Origin of the sequence: Shewanella sp. 10N.286.52.C2, from assembly GCF_002874545.1 — a bacterium.
Classification (GTDB): domain Bacteria; phylum Pseudomonadota; class Gammaproteobacteria; order Enterobacterales; family Shewanellaceae; genus Shewanella.
Genome location: NZ_MCTV01000068.1, coordinates 234,387 through 249,824, shown reverse-complemented (window position 1 = coordinate 249,824; position 15,438 = coordinate 234,387). Strand labels below are relative to the sequence as shown.

Genomic DNA, 15,438 nt, shown 5'->3' with positions numbered 1-15,438 from the left:
GAGTTGGTGCTAGCAATGGGATAATCAGCATAACCTTACTTTTTCTAATCGATTATGACCGCCTTACTTGTCGTCCAAATGACTGGTTGCCTATACAGGTATAACTGATTTTCTCCAAATTGAGATAATTCTGGCGCCAAAGGATGCGTAAAATGAGCTTTTTACGCATCGATAATTTTGTAACATTCGAGAAAACCCATACATATCAATCTCCTGCGAAATTTTTTAAAGTGTTGTATAGACCGCGTAAACAAAGACGCATTCTTTCTCCGGCAATATTTTGAGCATTACTTACGTATTTATGAAAAATATTCGATTTACAACAATGACTTAGCGATGGTATCTTTGAGGTTTGAATTGAGCAGCCTGGAACATTATTGAGCTGCTAATGAATAAGCTGTTAAAACATAGTTCGACTCTAACCCCGAGGTAGTCTGATTGTATCGGAAATGGAGAAACCGCCAATTGGCAATCAACCAAGGAGAAAAAAATGTCAGAAATTACACAAAATCAACTCGATGAACTTTCATCTGATTTAGGCAGTGCTTTACAGACCGTTCTAGAGGAAAATGGCCTGTCTGGCTATGAAGTTGAAAATATTGAACTCAAACCAAAGGCCACAGTAGAAACCAAAGACTTGGCACCTGGATGCGAGTTGAAATGCAAAGTTAGCGGTTTTCCACCTAAAGTAAAATGTTCGGTTGAGTGTGGATAATATTTTGTTTTAACAAGGCCAGCCAGCGGACGTAGCAAAGCTACGCCGCTGCTGGCTGCGTTAGATTGCAATCATAGATAGGAGATCAAATGTCACAGTGGGATGATAGATATAATGAACATGCAATTCATGCAAGTATAGATAATTTAACTGAGAGGTTAGAAGATGATGCACTAGTATCGGAAGATCTAAATGTTATCGAAATTATTGATAGGATAATACAAGCTAAATCCTATGCTGAAATATGTTTGCAAAACTTGATACCTGCATTAGTAAACCACGCCCATCTCAACAAAGCTAATAGCTATATTACTAGCATTACATCAGAAACTAACAGTTACATGTCTAATAAAAATATTGGGCATTTGAATAATACTTCAGCTCATATTGATAACTTGATGGCACAATTGAATGCACTGCCAATAACTAAACCTGCTATTACGGAACAATCTTTTACTAAATCACTTATTGCCTTTAAATCTCTCACTGAAAAGTCATTTGCAGAGTTGAAAAAATCAAAAGATGAAATGCTTGAATCAGTAAATATAATTACTGATGACTCGATGGAACAAAAATCTAAACTAGAAGAGTTAGTTTCAGAAATCGATCGGCATGAACAAAATATCCAAGAGTCACTTGATAGTTTTAAAGAGCGGTTTGATGCCTCTGAAACGACTTACTCTGAAAAACTAGAGGCGACAACTAATGAATTTGATAACAAATACCAAGCTTTCTCTGAAAATATTAACGAAAAGTTAACTGAAAATGTCGAAACTAATGAAGAAAATGTTGATGCGGTATTAAATGATCATAAAGAAAAATATAGTGAACAGTTAGAACAACAAAAAACTGATGCGCAGTTAGTTCTTGATGCCCTAGAAGCAAAGAAATTAGAAGCTTCTAATTTGTTACAAATCATTGGGAATATTGGAATCACAGGTAATTATCAAAACATTGCTAATAATGAGAAAAAGGCCGCAGATAATTGGCGTAAAATAGCACTCGGTTTAATGATAGGAATGGTATTAATAATAGGGATTACCATTTTTATATCTGCTGCCGATGGCTTTGATTGGAAATTGGCCTTATTCAGAGTTGGTGCTGCTTTTGTTTTGGCTGTTCCTGCTGCATACGCGGCAAAAGAATCCGCGAAACATCGAAGTTTAGAGAATCACAATAGGCGTTCAGAATTGGAGTTAGCATCTTTAGACCCTTTCTTAGAGAAGTTACCTAAGGAAACAAGAGATAAAGTTAAAGAAGAATTAACTAAAAAATTCTTTGGTTTAAATAGTACCGAACCGAAAACTGAAGATCCTGTTTCAAATGAAGCCATTTTTGACTTGTTGAAAACGGCGATAGGTAAGAAGTAATGCAATCTAATCGGGTAGCCGGAGGTATCTAGCCTCCAGCCCCCACACCACCCTGCATGCGGCTCCGCACAGGGCGGTTCCCAAAGACTTTCAGAACAGGTTGGCCGATTAGCTCCGACATATCCCAATGCTGGCTTCTGTATTATCAACGCCAACACTCCTAAACCCGGTCGGGCATGAAATATTGAGTTGCACAGGCTCCTCACTGATCTTTAGGTTCAGGCCTTCACCATGTCCCAACCATTACGATGGGCGTTCGGCTACTATGCCGTCTGCTGACTTCTGCTTAATCACATCCCGAGTTACCCCGTTATGCGCTATCGGTTTTCATCTGGTTCGCTCTTTTCAGTCGATGACGCTGAAAAGCCAAGGCACTTATAAACCAGAGCCTTACTGGTTAGCTTGTACAAAAACTTCGCGATCGCGAGTTAAGCAGATCACCCCACTCTTTATTGGTAGAGAAGGAGCATGAACTTTCTTTGCACTGCTGCATCATTTACGGTGGCCATTAGATCACGTGGTTTCGTCGTCTTGTACCCTTGCTTCGCGGGGCAGACCCTGCCAACTCATCTCTAGCCTACGCCTCATATGATGTTCTTGTTCATCAGCTCGCCTGTTGCCGATAAAAAAGTGCTAGCGGCTTCCTTCAGACCAATCCTCACGGATAAGCCCTTGCCATTCGCTAGTAGTTAACGTTTAATAACAGTATGTTATTCTCTTTTAGAAAGAGTAACGGTGATCTTCCTACAGAGGACTTTCACCTCATTAGTTCATGCCCATGCTGGGCGTACACAAGGCGTTTAAACGGAACAAAAACAGTGGGTTACGTTTCGCTGCGCTACACATTATAACCCACAATTTTTGTCCGCTTAACGCGGCGTTAGAGTTCAGGGCTACCAATAGTATAAGGAGAGTATTATGGATATTTTTTTCTCGAAGAGAAAAGGTGCAAATGTTCAAGTTGCAGGTTCAAATCAAGTTCATCAAACATCTAATGGAGGTGGTGATGGAGGTGGTGAGAAGCCCGATTGGGAGAGGATATTGTTAGCTGTATTCTGTTTGCTATGTATTCTAGTAGCAGGTATTTATTGCTCGCTCAATAATATAACCCCTTGGGATACGACACTCGCATCTGTGTTTCAAATTTCTTTTGGTACTGTTCTTGGCGCAATGTTAGGGGAGAAAATAGCTAAAAGCTGAACTCTAACAAGGGAATGTATGAAGAAGCTCATTATCACGTACGTAGTAACCGTTATTTTAGGTCTAGTTACAGCGATTACTTCTGCCTCATATTTACTCCAAAATGCAGTAGACTCATTTACTGTAAACAAAGCCATCGACATTCAGTTACATCAAATTAGTTATAGTGTTTTCATCGATGATTCTATTCAAAATATAGAATTGGCAGAATCGAACCAGTTGAATAAACTCATTGAAGAGAATTGCAAATCAATAGCTTTTGCCTCACGTACAATAGAAAAGTATGGGCCTGAAAAAGGCTATTTATATGAGAAGCAACTAGCAAACTCGGTTTCGAAAGCGAGAGAAAAGCTGAGTAACCTCCAGCTAGAAGGTAAGTGTGTTGGTCTATAAGGTAATCATAACAAGCTGCTAAATTCAGATTCACCAAGGCTGTCATGCCATTTGCTGAGCAAATCGCCCGCCAGCACTCGGTTCACTTATTAGCAGGGCGTTAATTCATCGAAATTTTAATCTGAAACTCACAGATAGAGTTAAATGTCTAACGCGTTTCTATCCAGAAATGAGTTAGCAATACTCTCCACACAAGTCCCATCCAATAAAAAGGCGACCATTTGGTCGCCTTTTTGCTGTTAACTCAATCTAGGTTAAGTGAAGCTTAACCTAACTTAACCCGTGCATTGCGGAACATACGCATCCATGGGCTGTCTTCGCCCCATTCATCTGGGTGCCAAGAGTTGGCAACGGTTCTGAATACTCGTTCTGGATGCGGCATCATAATCGTCACTCGGCCATCAGTGGTAGTTAATGCGGTAATCGCATTTGGCGAACCATTGGGGTTTTGTGGGTATTGGGTTGCTATAGCGCCATTACCGTCAACGTAACGCAGTGCCACTGTGCCTGTCGCTTCAGCGGCGGCTAAGGCTTCAACTGACTTAAACTCAGCGCGGCCTTCACCGTGTGATACTGCGATTGGCATACGTGAACCTTCCATACCTTCAAAGAAGATTGATGGGCTCTTTTGTACTTCAACCAAACTCGCACGTGCTTCAAAACGCTCCGAACGGTTACGGACAAAGTGTGGCCAATGCTCACTTCCTGGAATGATTTCTTTCAGGTTAGATAACATCTGACAACCGTTACATACACCTAATGCTAAAGTGCCATCACGTTCAAAGAACTGTGAGAACTCACTGCGAGCACGGTCGTTAAATAAGATTGACTTAGCCCAACCTTCACCTGCGCCCAGTACATCACCGTAAGAGAATCCACCACAAGCCACTAGGCCTTGGAATTCTTCTAGGTTGATGCGACCCGATAAAATGTCAGACATATGCACGTCGCGGCTTTCGAAACCTGCGCGATCAAAGGCTGCTGCCATTTCAACGTGGGAGTTAACCCCTTGCTCACGGATAATCGCCATCTTAGGTGCGACACCTTTTAAGATAAATGGCGCGGCAACGTCTTCGCTTGGGTTAAAGCGTAAATCAACTGTAAGACCTGGGTCTTTGGCTTGCTGCTTAAGTTCAAACTCTTCTTTAGCACATTCAGGGTTGTCACGTAGTGACTGCATGCGATAAGTGGTTTCAGACCACATGGTGCGCAGTGCTACGCGGCTGTCACTAAATACTGGCGTCTGGCCATCAACGATAGTGATTTGATCATCTTGGGTTAGCTTGGCAATATATTGGCAAGACACGCCCACGGCAGCGAACTGAGCTTGAATGTTAGCTGAATCAGCTTTAGACACCTGAATAACCGCGCCTAACTCTTCATTAAACAAGCGCTCAAGGTCTGTGCCTTTAAGTGCTGCTAAATCAATATTAAGGCCGGTATTACCCGCAAATGCCATTTCCACTAGTGTCGTGAATAAACCGCCGTCACTGCGGTCATGATAAGCAATGACTTTTTGATCAGCGACTAATGGCTGAATCACTTCAAAGAAGCCACGTAAGCTTGCTGCATCATCTAAGTCTGGCGCCACATCACCTAACTGGCTGTAAACTTGCGCTAAACAAGAACCGCCTAAACGGTTTTGACCATTAGCCAAATCAATCAGTAACAGTTCTGTATCGCCTTTATCAGTGCGAAGCTCTGGAGTCACAGTGTTGCGAATGTCTTTGACCACACCGAATGCAGTGATAACCAGTGACATTGGTGAAGTAACAGCTTTATCTTCACCGGCTTCGTTCCACGCAGTTTTCATCGACATTGAGTCTTTACCCACTGGGATAGTTAACTCAAGTTCAGGACAAAGCTCTTCACCCACTGCTTTTACTGCTTCATAAAGACCGGCATCTTCACCTGGGTGACCTGCTGCCGACATCCAGTTAGCTGATAATTTAATATGCTTGAATGAACCAATATCAGTACCCGCAATGTTTAAGATTGACTCGGCGACGGCCATACGAGCTGAAGCGCCAAAATCAAGTAATGCTAATGGAGTACGTTCACCAATAGACATGGCTTCACCGGCGTAGCTGTCATAACTTGCTGCAGTTACGGCACAATCAGCAACAGGAACCTGCCAAGGTCCAACCATTTGGTCACGGTTAACTAAACCTGTTACCGAGCGGTCACCAATGGTGATAAGGAAAGACTTATCGGCCACAGTTGGTAAATGCAAGATGCGCGATACCGCTTCTTTAAGGTCAATATTAGCGGTTTCGAGCGCTGAAAACTCAGCATTGGCAGTGACCACATCGCGGCTCATTTTAGGTGCTTTACCTAATAAAACCTCAAGGGGTAAATCAATTGGCTTGTTGTCAAAGTGGCTATCTTCAAGGGTGAGGTGCTGCTCTTCAGTTGCATCACCTACCACAGAAAACGGCGCACGTTCACGCTCACAAATTTTCTTGAAGGTTTCTAAATTCTCAGGTGCCACAGACAGAACATAACGTTCTTGAGATTCGTTACACCAGATCTCAAGTGGGCTCATGCCCGGCTCATCAGATGGTACGTTACGTAAATTAAACAATGCGCCTCTGTCGGCATCATTCACCAGCTCAGGGAAGGCATTTGATAAACCGCCCGCGCCCACATCGTGAATAAATTGAATTGGGTTATCGTCACCCATCTGCCAGCAACGGTCGATCACTTCCTGACAACGACGTTCCATTTCTGGGTTTTCACGTTGTACAGAAGCAAAATCTAAGTCTTCACTTGATTGACCAGAGGCCATTGATGACGCAGCGCCGCCGCCTAAACCAATGTTCATTGCAGGGCCGCCAAGTACAATCAGCTTAGCGCCAACGGTAATTTCGCCTTTTTGAACATGATCTTCACGAATATTACCTAAACCACCAGCAAGCATGATTGGCTTGTGGTAACCGCGTACTTCAACACCGTTATGGCTGGCAACTTCTTGCTCGTAAGTACGGAAGTAACCCACAAGGGCTGGACGACCAAATTCGTTATTAAATGCTGCGCCGCCTAATGGGCCTTCAGTCATGATTTCAAGTGGCGTTACAATACGGCTAGGTTTGCCGTAGTCGCCTTCCCATGGCTGCACAAAGCCTGGGATTTTAAGGTTTGATACGCTAAAGCCTGTTAAACCTGCTTTAGGTTTTGAACCGCGACCGGTTGCGCCTTCATCACGGATCTCACCGCCTGATCCTGTCGCAGCGCCCGGATAGGGGCTAATTGCTGTTGGGTGATTGTGGGTTTCAACCTTCATCAACACGTGCATTGGCTCGGTGTGATAGTTATAAACGCCATCTTGATCAGGGAAGAATCGACCTGCAACAGAGCCTGTCATGACAGCGGCATTATCTTTATAAGCTGATAACACGTTGTCTGGGGTGACTTCGAAGGTGTTTTTAATCATTTTGAATAATGATTTAGGCTGAACTTCACCATCGATAGTCCAGTCTGCATTGAAAATCTTGTGACGACAATGCTCTGAGTTTGCTTGAGCAAACATCATTAGCTCGATGTCGTTAGGATTACGGTTTAAGCGCACAAAGTTATCAACTAAGTAGTCGATTTCATCTTCTGCTAGCGCTAAGCCTAATTGCACGTTTGCCACTTCAAGGGCGCGGCGACCTTCAGCTAAAATATTGATGCTTTTGAAGGGCAATGGCTCAGTGCGTTCAAACAATACTGATGCTGCGGCAAACTCAGGTAAAATCACTTCAACCATACGGTCGTGGATTAAGCCTTTCACTTGCTCTAACTGCTGCGCTGTTAATGATGCTCCTGCAACATAGTAGGCAATACCGCGTTCTAGGCGTTTTACTTTGCCTAAACCACAATTTTGGGCGATGTCAGTTGCTTTAGATGACCAAGGAGAAATCGTTCCAGGGCGAGGTGTTACAAATATCAATGATCCTTCTGGAGTATGAGATTCAATTGCAGGTCCGTAGGTTAGAATGGTTTCAAGTTGCTGATATTCTTTATCATCAAGCTTGTCACTTAAATCGGCTAAATGGACATACTCAGCATAGATTTGCTCAACAGGAAGCGCTGCTGTTTCACAGGCCTCCATAAGCTTTTGAACTCTAAAAGCTGAAAGTGCTGGGGCTCCGCGAATGATCTCAATCACGTCAATTCACCTTATTAATTATAATGGCAGGGTAAGAATTGGCGCTATTATAGGGAATCACACCCTATAAATCACCCACCAAGGCGCGTGAGAACAGTGTTTCCCGTTAACGAAAACAATCAATTTAAATAACACATAAAAGCGCTTAAAATTTAAGCGTTAATTCGCGATTAAAAGCCAATTGTCATTTGGTTTTCTTTAATCAATTCAAACGTATATTTTACTCAGCTTGAGCCGGTTTCTAGGTGAAATAGCAAACTACTGCTAAAATATCTAAAGCGCTGACATTTTTTAAAACGGTATTATATTTTCAGGCTCAACATTGAATAGTGCACAGTGCCTAATACCAATAGCTTACAGATGGATATGACCAAACTTTTAACGATTATTTCATTCAGCTTTTTACTGGTGGCCTGTGAGCCACCTAGGTTTGAAGTCACTGAATTTGTTGAAACCTCCCCCAAACGTACCGTCTTAAAGGTAGGGACGCTTTACGGCTCGCAAACCTACCTCAACTCAGATCTTGGCGAGAGTGGTTTTGATTATGAAATGGCGGCAAAGTTTGCAGCGTATCTTGATGTGCCATTAGAAATGGTGCCTTACACCCACAGGCAGCAGTTATTCGCCGCTCTGCGAAATGATGAAATCGATATTGTTGCCGCCGCAATTACCACTACCCAAAACCGTCGTGAACAATTTTTACTGGGGCCAGCTTTATATGAGGTCAATCAAGTATTGATTTATAAAACCGGCACTCAAAAGCCAAGAAATCTTGATAATCTGAGCGGTGATATTTATGTCATCTCTGAGTCTGCGGCGGTAGATACATTAACCAGCTTGCAGCAATCACACCCAAACCTTAAATGGCAGCAAGTGTATGACAAAGACAACGAAGAATTGTTTTCTTTGGTGGCGAAAGGCGAGTTGCTTTATACGGTTGCAGACTCTAAAAGTCTACGAATAAATCAACGCTATTTACCTGAGTTACGGGGCAGTATCGTCCTAGATGATAAAACTGACGTTGTATGGTTATTGCGCCCCAATGGCAGCGACCGCTTAATGGGCTCGTTATTGTCGTTTTGGCATCAGCAAAAACGGAATGGCACCCTTGAGCATTTAAATGAAAAGTATTTTGGCCATGTTAAGCGCTTTGACTATGTTGATACTCGCGCGTTTATTCGCGCTATTGATAATGTGCTACCTGAATACCAAGCCTTATTTGAAAAACATGCTGGCGATCTCGACTGGCGTAAAGTGGCCGCCGCCGGTTATCAAGAGTCCCATTGGAACCCTAAAGCGCGCTCACCCACTGGCGTTCGTGGCATGATGATGCTCACCCAGCCAACGGCAAGCTCTGTGGGGGTGGATAACCGCCTCGATGCAGAACAAAGCATTCGCGGTGGCGCAATTTATTTGCAAAAAATGATCGATCGTTTACCAGCATCAATCCCTGACAGTCAGCGTATTTGGTTTGCCCTTGCCTCCTATAATGTGGGTTTAGGTCATGTGGAGGATGCCCGCAAAATAGCCCAAGGGATGGGTAAAGATCCCAGTGCATGGCGAGATGTCAAAGAGGTCTTGCCACTGCTGCAACAACGCAAATATTATCAACATACTCGTTATGGTTATGCTCGTGGTAATGAAGCGGTTCACTATGTGGAAAACATCCGCCGATATTACGACACCTTAGTGTGGGTCGATAGTCAAAATAAACAGCTTGAACTTATGCAGCAACAAGCAGAAAATGACACCACAGGCCAAGCTAAGACTTCAGCCAATGATGATAAAAATCCAGAAGATATTGTAAAATCAGCGGCGCAATAAAACCGTCACTTACTGGCTTTACACTGTCTAGGGTAACTTTTTAACCATCACCTTTATGCTAGTGAATGCAAGTAAGGGATACGAATTAGCAAATGGGGATTGTGAGCTAACCCAGTTTTAGATTTACAGCGAACCGGGCAGCGATGGTTTGTTTTCGAAAGTGATTTATGCTCGCTTTAACTAATATAAAACCTCACCAATGTAGTAAGGCTTAACATGAGAAGAAACACTAATACCAGCGCTCGTCGCCGTAATGCTATCAAGCTTAAACAACGTAAAATGCTTAACCGCCAGAAATTATTTTTCGCCTTTTTGCAGCAACAAGTCTGATTGCTGTTTCAGTAACTTTTTAAGTGCTTTTTTTTCTTCTCTGCGACGTTTAAAAAAAGCACTTAATTGCCCAGCACACTCGCTCGCTAATACCCCAGACGTCACCTCTAGCTGATGATTAAAATCAGCATGTTGAACTAAATTAACCACACTGCCAGCGGCGCCGGTTTTTAAATCATCTGCGCCAAATACCACTCGTTTTATTCGGCTATGCACCATAGCGCCAGCGCACATGGAACAAGGCTCTAGGGTGACATACAAGCTAGTGTCTAACATGCGGTAGTTTTCAAGCACCTGCCCTGCGGCGCGAATACATTCAATTTCAGCATGGGCTGTGGGGTTATGCTCGCAAATACTTAAATTAAAGCCACTAGCAAGCAACTCATCATCTTTAACCAAGACTGCGCCCACGGGCACCTCTCCTTTGGCTTCTGCTAACCTGGCTTGCGCCATTGCTACTCGCATCCACTTTTCATCAATAGCTGTTTGTTCAGCGGTCAGCTCGGTTTCAACTAATTGACCGAGTTGATTGATCTGCTTATTAACCAGTTTATTCACTGGCTCAGAGCTAGGCTCAGTTTCAGGCTTGGTTTCAAGATCGGCATCAATGATAGGATCTGCAATGTCAGTAGATGTTGGCATGGGGGCTCGATAATTCATAACGCTTTAGTTGTAAAAAATAGCTGTAAAACAGTTAGATTGAATTAGATAGTTTAAAACAAAAAAGACGCCGAAGCGCCTTTTTGTTTATTCAGCAATATCTAAATGGGTTATTCCCATTCAATGGTTGCCGGTGGCTTACCTGAAATATCGTAAACCACACGTGAAATACCATCGATTTCATTAATAATGCGGTTAGATACACGACCTAAGAAGTCATAAGGTAAATGTGCCCAGTGGGCTGTCATAAAGTCGATAGTTTCAACTGCGCGCAGCGATACTACCCAATCATATTTACGACCATCGCCCATAACGCCGACAGAACGAACAGGTAGGAATACGGTAAATGCTTGGCTGACTTTGTTGTAAAGGTCAGCTTTGTGCAGCTCTTCAATGAAGATAGCATCCGCTAAACGCAGTAAGTCACAGTACTCTTTTTTCACCTCACCTAAAACGCGCACACCCAGACCCGGTCCTGGGAACGGATGACGGTAAAGCATGTCGTATGGCAGACCAAGCTCTAAACCAATTTTACGCACTTCATCTTTAAATAACTCACGTAATGGCTCAACTAGTCCCATTTCCATATCATCTGGCAAACCGCCAACGTTATGGTGCGACTTAATCACATGGGCTTTGCCTGTGGCGCTGCCTGCAGATTCAATTACATCAGGGTAAATCGTGCCTTGTGCTAACCATTTTGCATTAACGCATTTCTTTGACTCTTCATCGAAAATCTCAACGAAAACGCGGCCAATGATTTTACGTTTAGCTTCTGGCTCTGCTTCGCCAGCCATTTGCTCTAAGAAACGGTGCTCAGCATTAACGTGAACAATATTCAGTCCGAAGTGATCGCCAAACATTTCCATGACTTGGTTGGCTTCGTTTAAACGTAGCAGACCGTTATCAACAAATACACAGGTCAGTTTGTCGCCTATTGCGCGGTGCAATAGCATGGCCACAACCGATGAATCTACACCACCTGACAAACCTAAAATTACTTCATCGTTACCGATTTGTTTTTTCAGTTTTTCAATAGCATCTTCAATAATTGATGATGGTTTCCAGTTAGCAGGACAGCCACAGATCTCTAGCGCGAAGTGCTCAAGCATGCGCTTACCTTGACGAGTGTGGGTCACTTCTGGGTGAAATTGCACCCCGTAGAAATGCTTATCTTCATTGGCCATTGCAGCGTATGGGCAAGTGTCAGTTTTAGCGACAGTAACAAAACCTTCTGGGATTTCAGATACTTTATCGCCGTGGCTCATCCATACATCCAGTAATGGCTTGCCTGTTTCACTGATGGCATCTTCAATGCTTTTGAATAAGGCTGATTCCGTTTGCAGTTCAACCTGCGCGTAACCGAACTCGCCTTCGCCAACGCCTTGGATCACTTTGCCGCCAAGCTGCTCAGACATGGTTTGCATGCCGTAACAAATACCTAAAACAGGTACGCCAGCATTGAACACATATTCTGGTGCTCGTGGTGAGTTAGCAGCGGTAACGCTTTCAGGGCCACCAGCTAAAATGATGCCGTTAGGAGCAAAACCTTTAATTTGCTCTTCAGATACATCCCAAGCCCAAAGCTCACAATAAACACCGATTTCACGAATACGGCGGGCGATTAACTGCGTGTATTGCGATCCAAAATCTAGGATCAGGATTTTATGCTCATGAATGTTGCTCATGGGTTACCTTATATCTGGTTTGATCTAGTAGGTTTGCTTCAATCTCAAATGCATAATTTCAAATGCATAATTTCAAATACATAATGAAATTGAAAAAAGGCGCTCAAATAAATGAGCGCCTTATTAATTATTAAGTGCCGCTACGATAGTTCGGCGCTTCTTTACTGATGGTGACATCGTGCACATGAGACTCGCCCATGCCTGCTGAAGTAATTTTAACGAACTCAGCTTTTTCATTTAATTCTTTAATGGTGGCACAACCGGTAAGACCCATACATGAACGTAAGCCGCCCATGTGCTGGTGAATAATCTCTTTTAATTTACCTTTGTAAGCAACGCGGCCTTCAATACCTTCTGGTACTAATTTGTCAGCAGCATTGTCACTTTGGAAATAGCGATCTGATGAACCTTGAGTTTGAGTCATCGCACCTAAAGAGCCCATACCGCGGTATGACTTATAAGCACGACCATTGTATAGCTCAGTTTCGCCCGGCGCTTCATCAGTACCAGCAAACATTGAACCTGCCATGATGCAAGATGCACCCGCTGCCAATGCTTTAGCTAAATCACCTGAAAAACGAATACCGCCATCGGCAATAACCGGAATATCAAGATGCTTAACTGCCGCTGCTGCGTCAGATACTGCAGTAATTTGCGGCACGCCAACACCGGTTACGATACGCGTAGTACAGATTGACCCTGGGCCAATACCCACTTTAACCGCATCAACGCCAGCTTCAACTAGGGCTAATGCGCCTTCCGCTGTTGCAACGTTACCGCCAACAATTTGTAAGTCAGGGAATGATGCGCGAGTATCACGAATACGTTGCAATACGCCTTCTGAGTGACCATGAGATGAGTCAATCAATAATACGTCAACACCGGCTTTAACCAATGCAGCAATACGCTCTTCGTTACCTGCACCAGCGCCAACGGCTGCACCTACACGTAAACGACCTAACTCGTCTTTACATGCATTTGGTTTACGTTCAGCTTTTTGGAAATCTTTAACTGTGATAAGGCCTTTAAGCTTGAAGTTAGCGTCAACCACTAGCACTTTCTCAACGCGGTGAGAATGCATTAATGTTTGTACTTCATCTAATTTAGTGCCTTCTTGAACCGTCACAAGACGATCTTTTGGGGTCATAACTTGTTCAACAGTCATGGTCCAGTCAGTGACAAAGCGCACATCACGGCCAGTGATAATACCCACAAGTTCACTTGCGTCATTAACCACTGGGTAACCAGCAAAACCATTGCGCTCAGTTAATTGCTTAACGTCAGCTAAGGTTGTTGATGGATTAACTGTAACAGGTTGCTGAACAATACCCGCTTCGTAAATTTTAACTTTACGAACTTCTTCAGCTTGCTGCTCAATGGTCATATTTTTATGAATAAAACCTAAACCACCTTCTTGTGCCATCGCGATCGCTAAGCGAGCTTCAGTTACGGTATCCATAGCTGCAGAAACAATTGGGGTGTTTAATTCTATTTTTCTAGTCAGACGTGTTTTTAGAACAGCGGTATTTGGGAGGACGGTTGAGTGAGCAGGCACCAGTAGTACATCATCAAATGTTAGTGCGTCATTTCTTAATCTTAACATGCAACATCTCCCAGAAAGTGTAGGGTTTAGAAAGGGTAAATATTGCGGCGGGATTATACCTTGCATATTGGGGTTGGTAAATGGAAAATAGTCAAAAGTTCCGATTGGGTGGCCTAAATTGATGAAAAGCTCAAAAAATAATGTTTACTCCGTTTCGCGATTAAACGGTGAAGTCCGCCAGCTGCTTGAAGGAGAGCTCGGAAAGGTTTGGCTAGAGGCCGAAATCTCGAACTTTGTTTCCCCAAATTCAGGTCATTGGTATATGACCTTAAAAGACAGTCGCTCACAAATTCGTTGCGCGATGTTTAAAGGTCGTAATCAATCAGTCGCCTTTAGACCGGTTAATGGTCAACAGGTTTTAGTTAAAGGCGCGATCAGTGTTTACGAGCCCCGCGGCGATTATCAATTATTATTAGAGTCGATGTTGCCTGCTGGTGATGGATTGCTAGCACAGCAATATGAGGCGCTTAAGCTTAAATTAGCGGCGGAAGGCTTATTTGCAACACAAACCAAGCGCCCTATTCCACAAAATATCCAGCGAATAGGTGTGATTACCTCCGCCACTGGCGCTGCGGTTCGCGATGTAGTGCATGTGTTATCGCGGCGCGATCCGTCCATTGAAGTGGTGGTTTACCCCACTCAAGTACAAGGTGCTACTGCCAGTAAATTAATTATCGATGCCATCACTACCGCCAACAAACGTCTTGAGGTTGATGTGCTGCTACTCACCCGTGGTGGCGGTTCACTGGAAGATCTATGGTGCTTTAACGATGAAGACTTAGCCCACGCGATTTATAACAGTGCATTGCCCGTAGTGAGCGCTGTGGGCCATGAAATTGATACCACCATCAGTGACTATGTTGCTGATGTAAGAGCGCCGACGCCATCGGCAGGGGCTGAGTTGTTATCTGATGATAAAGGCAATAAAAGCCAAAAATTGACTGCGACTTTCGCGCGTTTAAGGCAAGCCTATCGTCATTACATATTGCATCAAAGCACCCAACTTGCTGAATTAAGCCACCAGCTGCAAAGACAAGATCCTAAAAGGCAACTACAACAGCTTGAACAACGTTTTGATGAAATGCAGTTAAAGCTTGAGTCTGCGTTGCAGCACAAACTGGCCCGCGCCCAAATGAGGCAACAACAATTAAAAAGCCGTTTGCAGCAGCAATCGCCAGTGCACAAACTCACCCTTGAGCAAAACAAAATGACTTATCTAAGTAATCGCTTAAATGAAGCGATGAAAAGCCGAGTTGATAACGCCAGTAAGCAACTCAGTTACAGCGCTCATAAGCTGGAAACCGTAAGCCCGTTAGCCACCTTAAGCCGTGGTTACAGTATTACTAAAGACAGTGATGGCAAGGTAGTTGAACAGGCGAACCAAGTAAGCTCAGGTGACTTACTGGTTACTCAGCTACATCATGGTGAGATTGAGTCCCTTGTTAAATAAATAGTGAAGTAACAGTGAAGTAGAAATGAATAACCACCGCGATGCTGTTAATTAA

General features: G+C 43.5%; 10 protein-coding genes. 6 read left to right on the top strand and 4 right to left on the bottom strand.

All coding sequences use genetic code 11. The annotated features are described in order from the left end of the window. Positions 1-490: 490 nt before the first annotated feature. The 4 genes from BCU94_RS18845 (at position 491) to BCU94_RS18830 (ending at position 3,678) form a co-directional block, all read left to right on the top strand. Positions 491-715 carry a hypothetical protein gene (locus BCU94_RS18845; protein WP_102477221.1) on the top strand — a complete coding sequence of 75 codons (225 nt, stop codon included), beginning with the start codon at positions 491-493 and terminating at the stop codon, positions 713-715. A gap of 89 nt (positions 716-804) precedes the next feature. Continuing rightward, the gene (locus tag BCU94_RS18840; protein WP_102477220.1) at positions 805-2,085 is read left to right on the top strand and encodes a hypothetical protein; all 1,281 of its coding nucleotides are present in this window, start codon (positions 805-807) and stop codon (positions 2,083-2,085) included. Positions 2,086-3,003: 918 nt separating this feature from the next. Next, complete coding sequence (locus tag BCU94_RS18835; RefSeq protein WP_102477219.1) at positions 3,004-3,285, top strand: hypothetical protein; 282 nt, start codon at positions 3,004-3,006, stop codon at positions 3,283-3,285. 18 nt (positions 3,286-3,303) lie between these two features. Then, a complete protein-coding gene (locus tag BCU94_RS18830; protein WP_102477218.1) occupies positions 3,304-3,678 on the top strand; it encodes a hypothetical protein in 375 nt (124 codons plus the stop codon). A gap of 265 nt (positions 3,679-3,943) precedes the next feature. On the opposite strand, the gene purL is transcribed toward BCU94_RS18830, so the two are convergent. Next, complete coding sequence (purL, locus tag BCU94_RS18825; protein WP_102440605.1) at positions 3,944-7,825, bottom strand: phosphoribosylformylglycinamidine synthase; 3,882 nt, start codon at positions 7,823-7,825, stop codon at positions 3,944-3,946. A gap of 369 nt (positions 7,826-8,194) precedes the next feature. Between purL and mltF the strand changes: the two genes are divergently transcribed. Further along, positions 8,195-9,652 carry a membrane-bound lytic murein transglycosylase MltF gene (gene mltF, locus BCU94_RS18820; protein ID WP_102477228.1) on the top strand — a complete coding sequence of 486 codons (1,458 nt, stop codon included), beginning with the start codon at positions 8,195-8,197 and terminating at the stop codon, positions 9,650-9,652. Positions 9,653-9,949: 297 nt separating this feature from the next. Here mltF and tadA read toward each other — a convergent pair whose 3' ends face one another. The 3 genes from tadA to guaB form a co-directional block, all read right to left on the bottom strand. Continuing rightward, positions 9,950-10,624 carry a tRNA adenosine(34) deaminase TadA gene (gene tadA / locus BCU94_RS18815; RefSeq protein ID WP_102440607.1) on the bottom strand — a complete coding sequence of 225 codons (675 nt, stop codon included), beginning with the start codon at positions 10,622-10,624 and terminating at the stop codon, positions 9,950-9,952. A gap of 128 nt (positions 10,625-10,752) precedes the next feature. Beyond that, entirely contained in the window at positions 10,753-12,330 is a 1,578-nt protein-coding gene (gene guaA, locus BCU94_RS18810) for a glutamine-hydrolyzing GMP synthase (RefSeq protein ID WP_076542725.1), read from the bottom strand. Positions 12,331-12,460: 130 nt separating this feature from the next. Beyond that, a complete protein-coding gene (guaB, locus tag BCU94_RS18805) occupies positions 12,461-13,933 on the bottom strand; it encodes an IMP dehydrogenase (RefSeq protein ID WP_076542723.1) in 1,473 nt (490 codons plus the stop codon). Between the two features lie 121 nt (positions 13,934-14,054). Between guaB and xseA the strand changes: the two genes are divergently transcribed. Continuing rightward, on the top strand, positions 14,055-15,383 hold the full coding sequence (xseA, locus tag BCU94_RS18800; protein ID WP_102477217.1) for an exodeoxyribonuclease VII large subunit: 1,329 nt from the start codon (positions 14,055-14,057) through the stop codon (positions 15,381-15,383). Positions 15,384-15,438: the final 55 nt, after the last annotated feature.

What these genes read in the sequence shown, in the direction of transcription:
- guaA (WP_076542725.1), bottom strand. Translation starts at nt 12,330, where the DNA reads ATGAGCAACATTCATGAGCATAAAATCCTGATCCTAGATTTTGGATCG.
- BCU94_RS18840 (WP_102477220.1), top strand. Translation starts at nt 805, where the DNA reads ATGTCACAGTGGGATGATAGATATAATGAACATGCAATTCATGCAAGT.
- mltF (WP_102477228.1), top strand. Translation starts at nt 8,195, where the DNA reads ATGACCAAACTTTTAACGATTATTTCATTCAGCTTTTTACTGGTGGCC.
- tadA (WP_102440607.1), bottom strand. Translation starts at nt 10,624, where the DNA reads ATGCCAACATCTACTGACATTGCAGATCCTATCATTGATGCCGATCTT.
- guaB (WP_076542723.1), bottom strand. Translation starts at nt 13,933, where the DNA reads ATGTTAAGATTAAGAAATGACGCACTAACATTTGATGATGTACTACTG.
- BCU94_RS18845 (WP_102477221.1), top strand. Translation starts at nt 491, where the DNA reads ATGTCAGAAATTACACAAAATCAACTCGATGAACTTTCATCTGATTTA.
- xseA (WP_102477217.1), top strand. Translation starts at nt 14,055, where the DNA reads ATGAAAAGCTCAAAAAATAATGTTTACTCCGTTTCGCGATTAAACGGT.
- BCU94_RS18830 (WP_102477218.1), top strand. Translation starts at nt 3,304, where the DNA reads ATGAAGAAGCTCATTATCACGTACGTAGTAACCGTTATTTTAGGTCTA.
- BCU94_RS18835 (WP_102477219.1), top strand. Translation starts at nt 3,004, where the DNA reads ATGGATATTTTTTTCTCGAAGAGAAAAGGTGCAAATGTTCAAGTTGCA.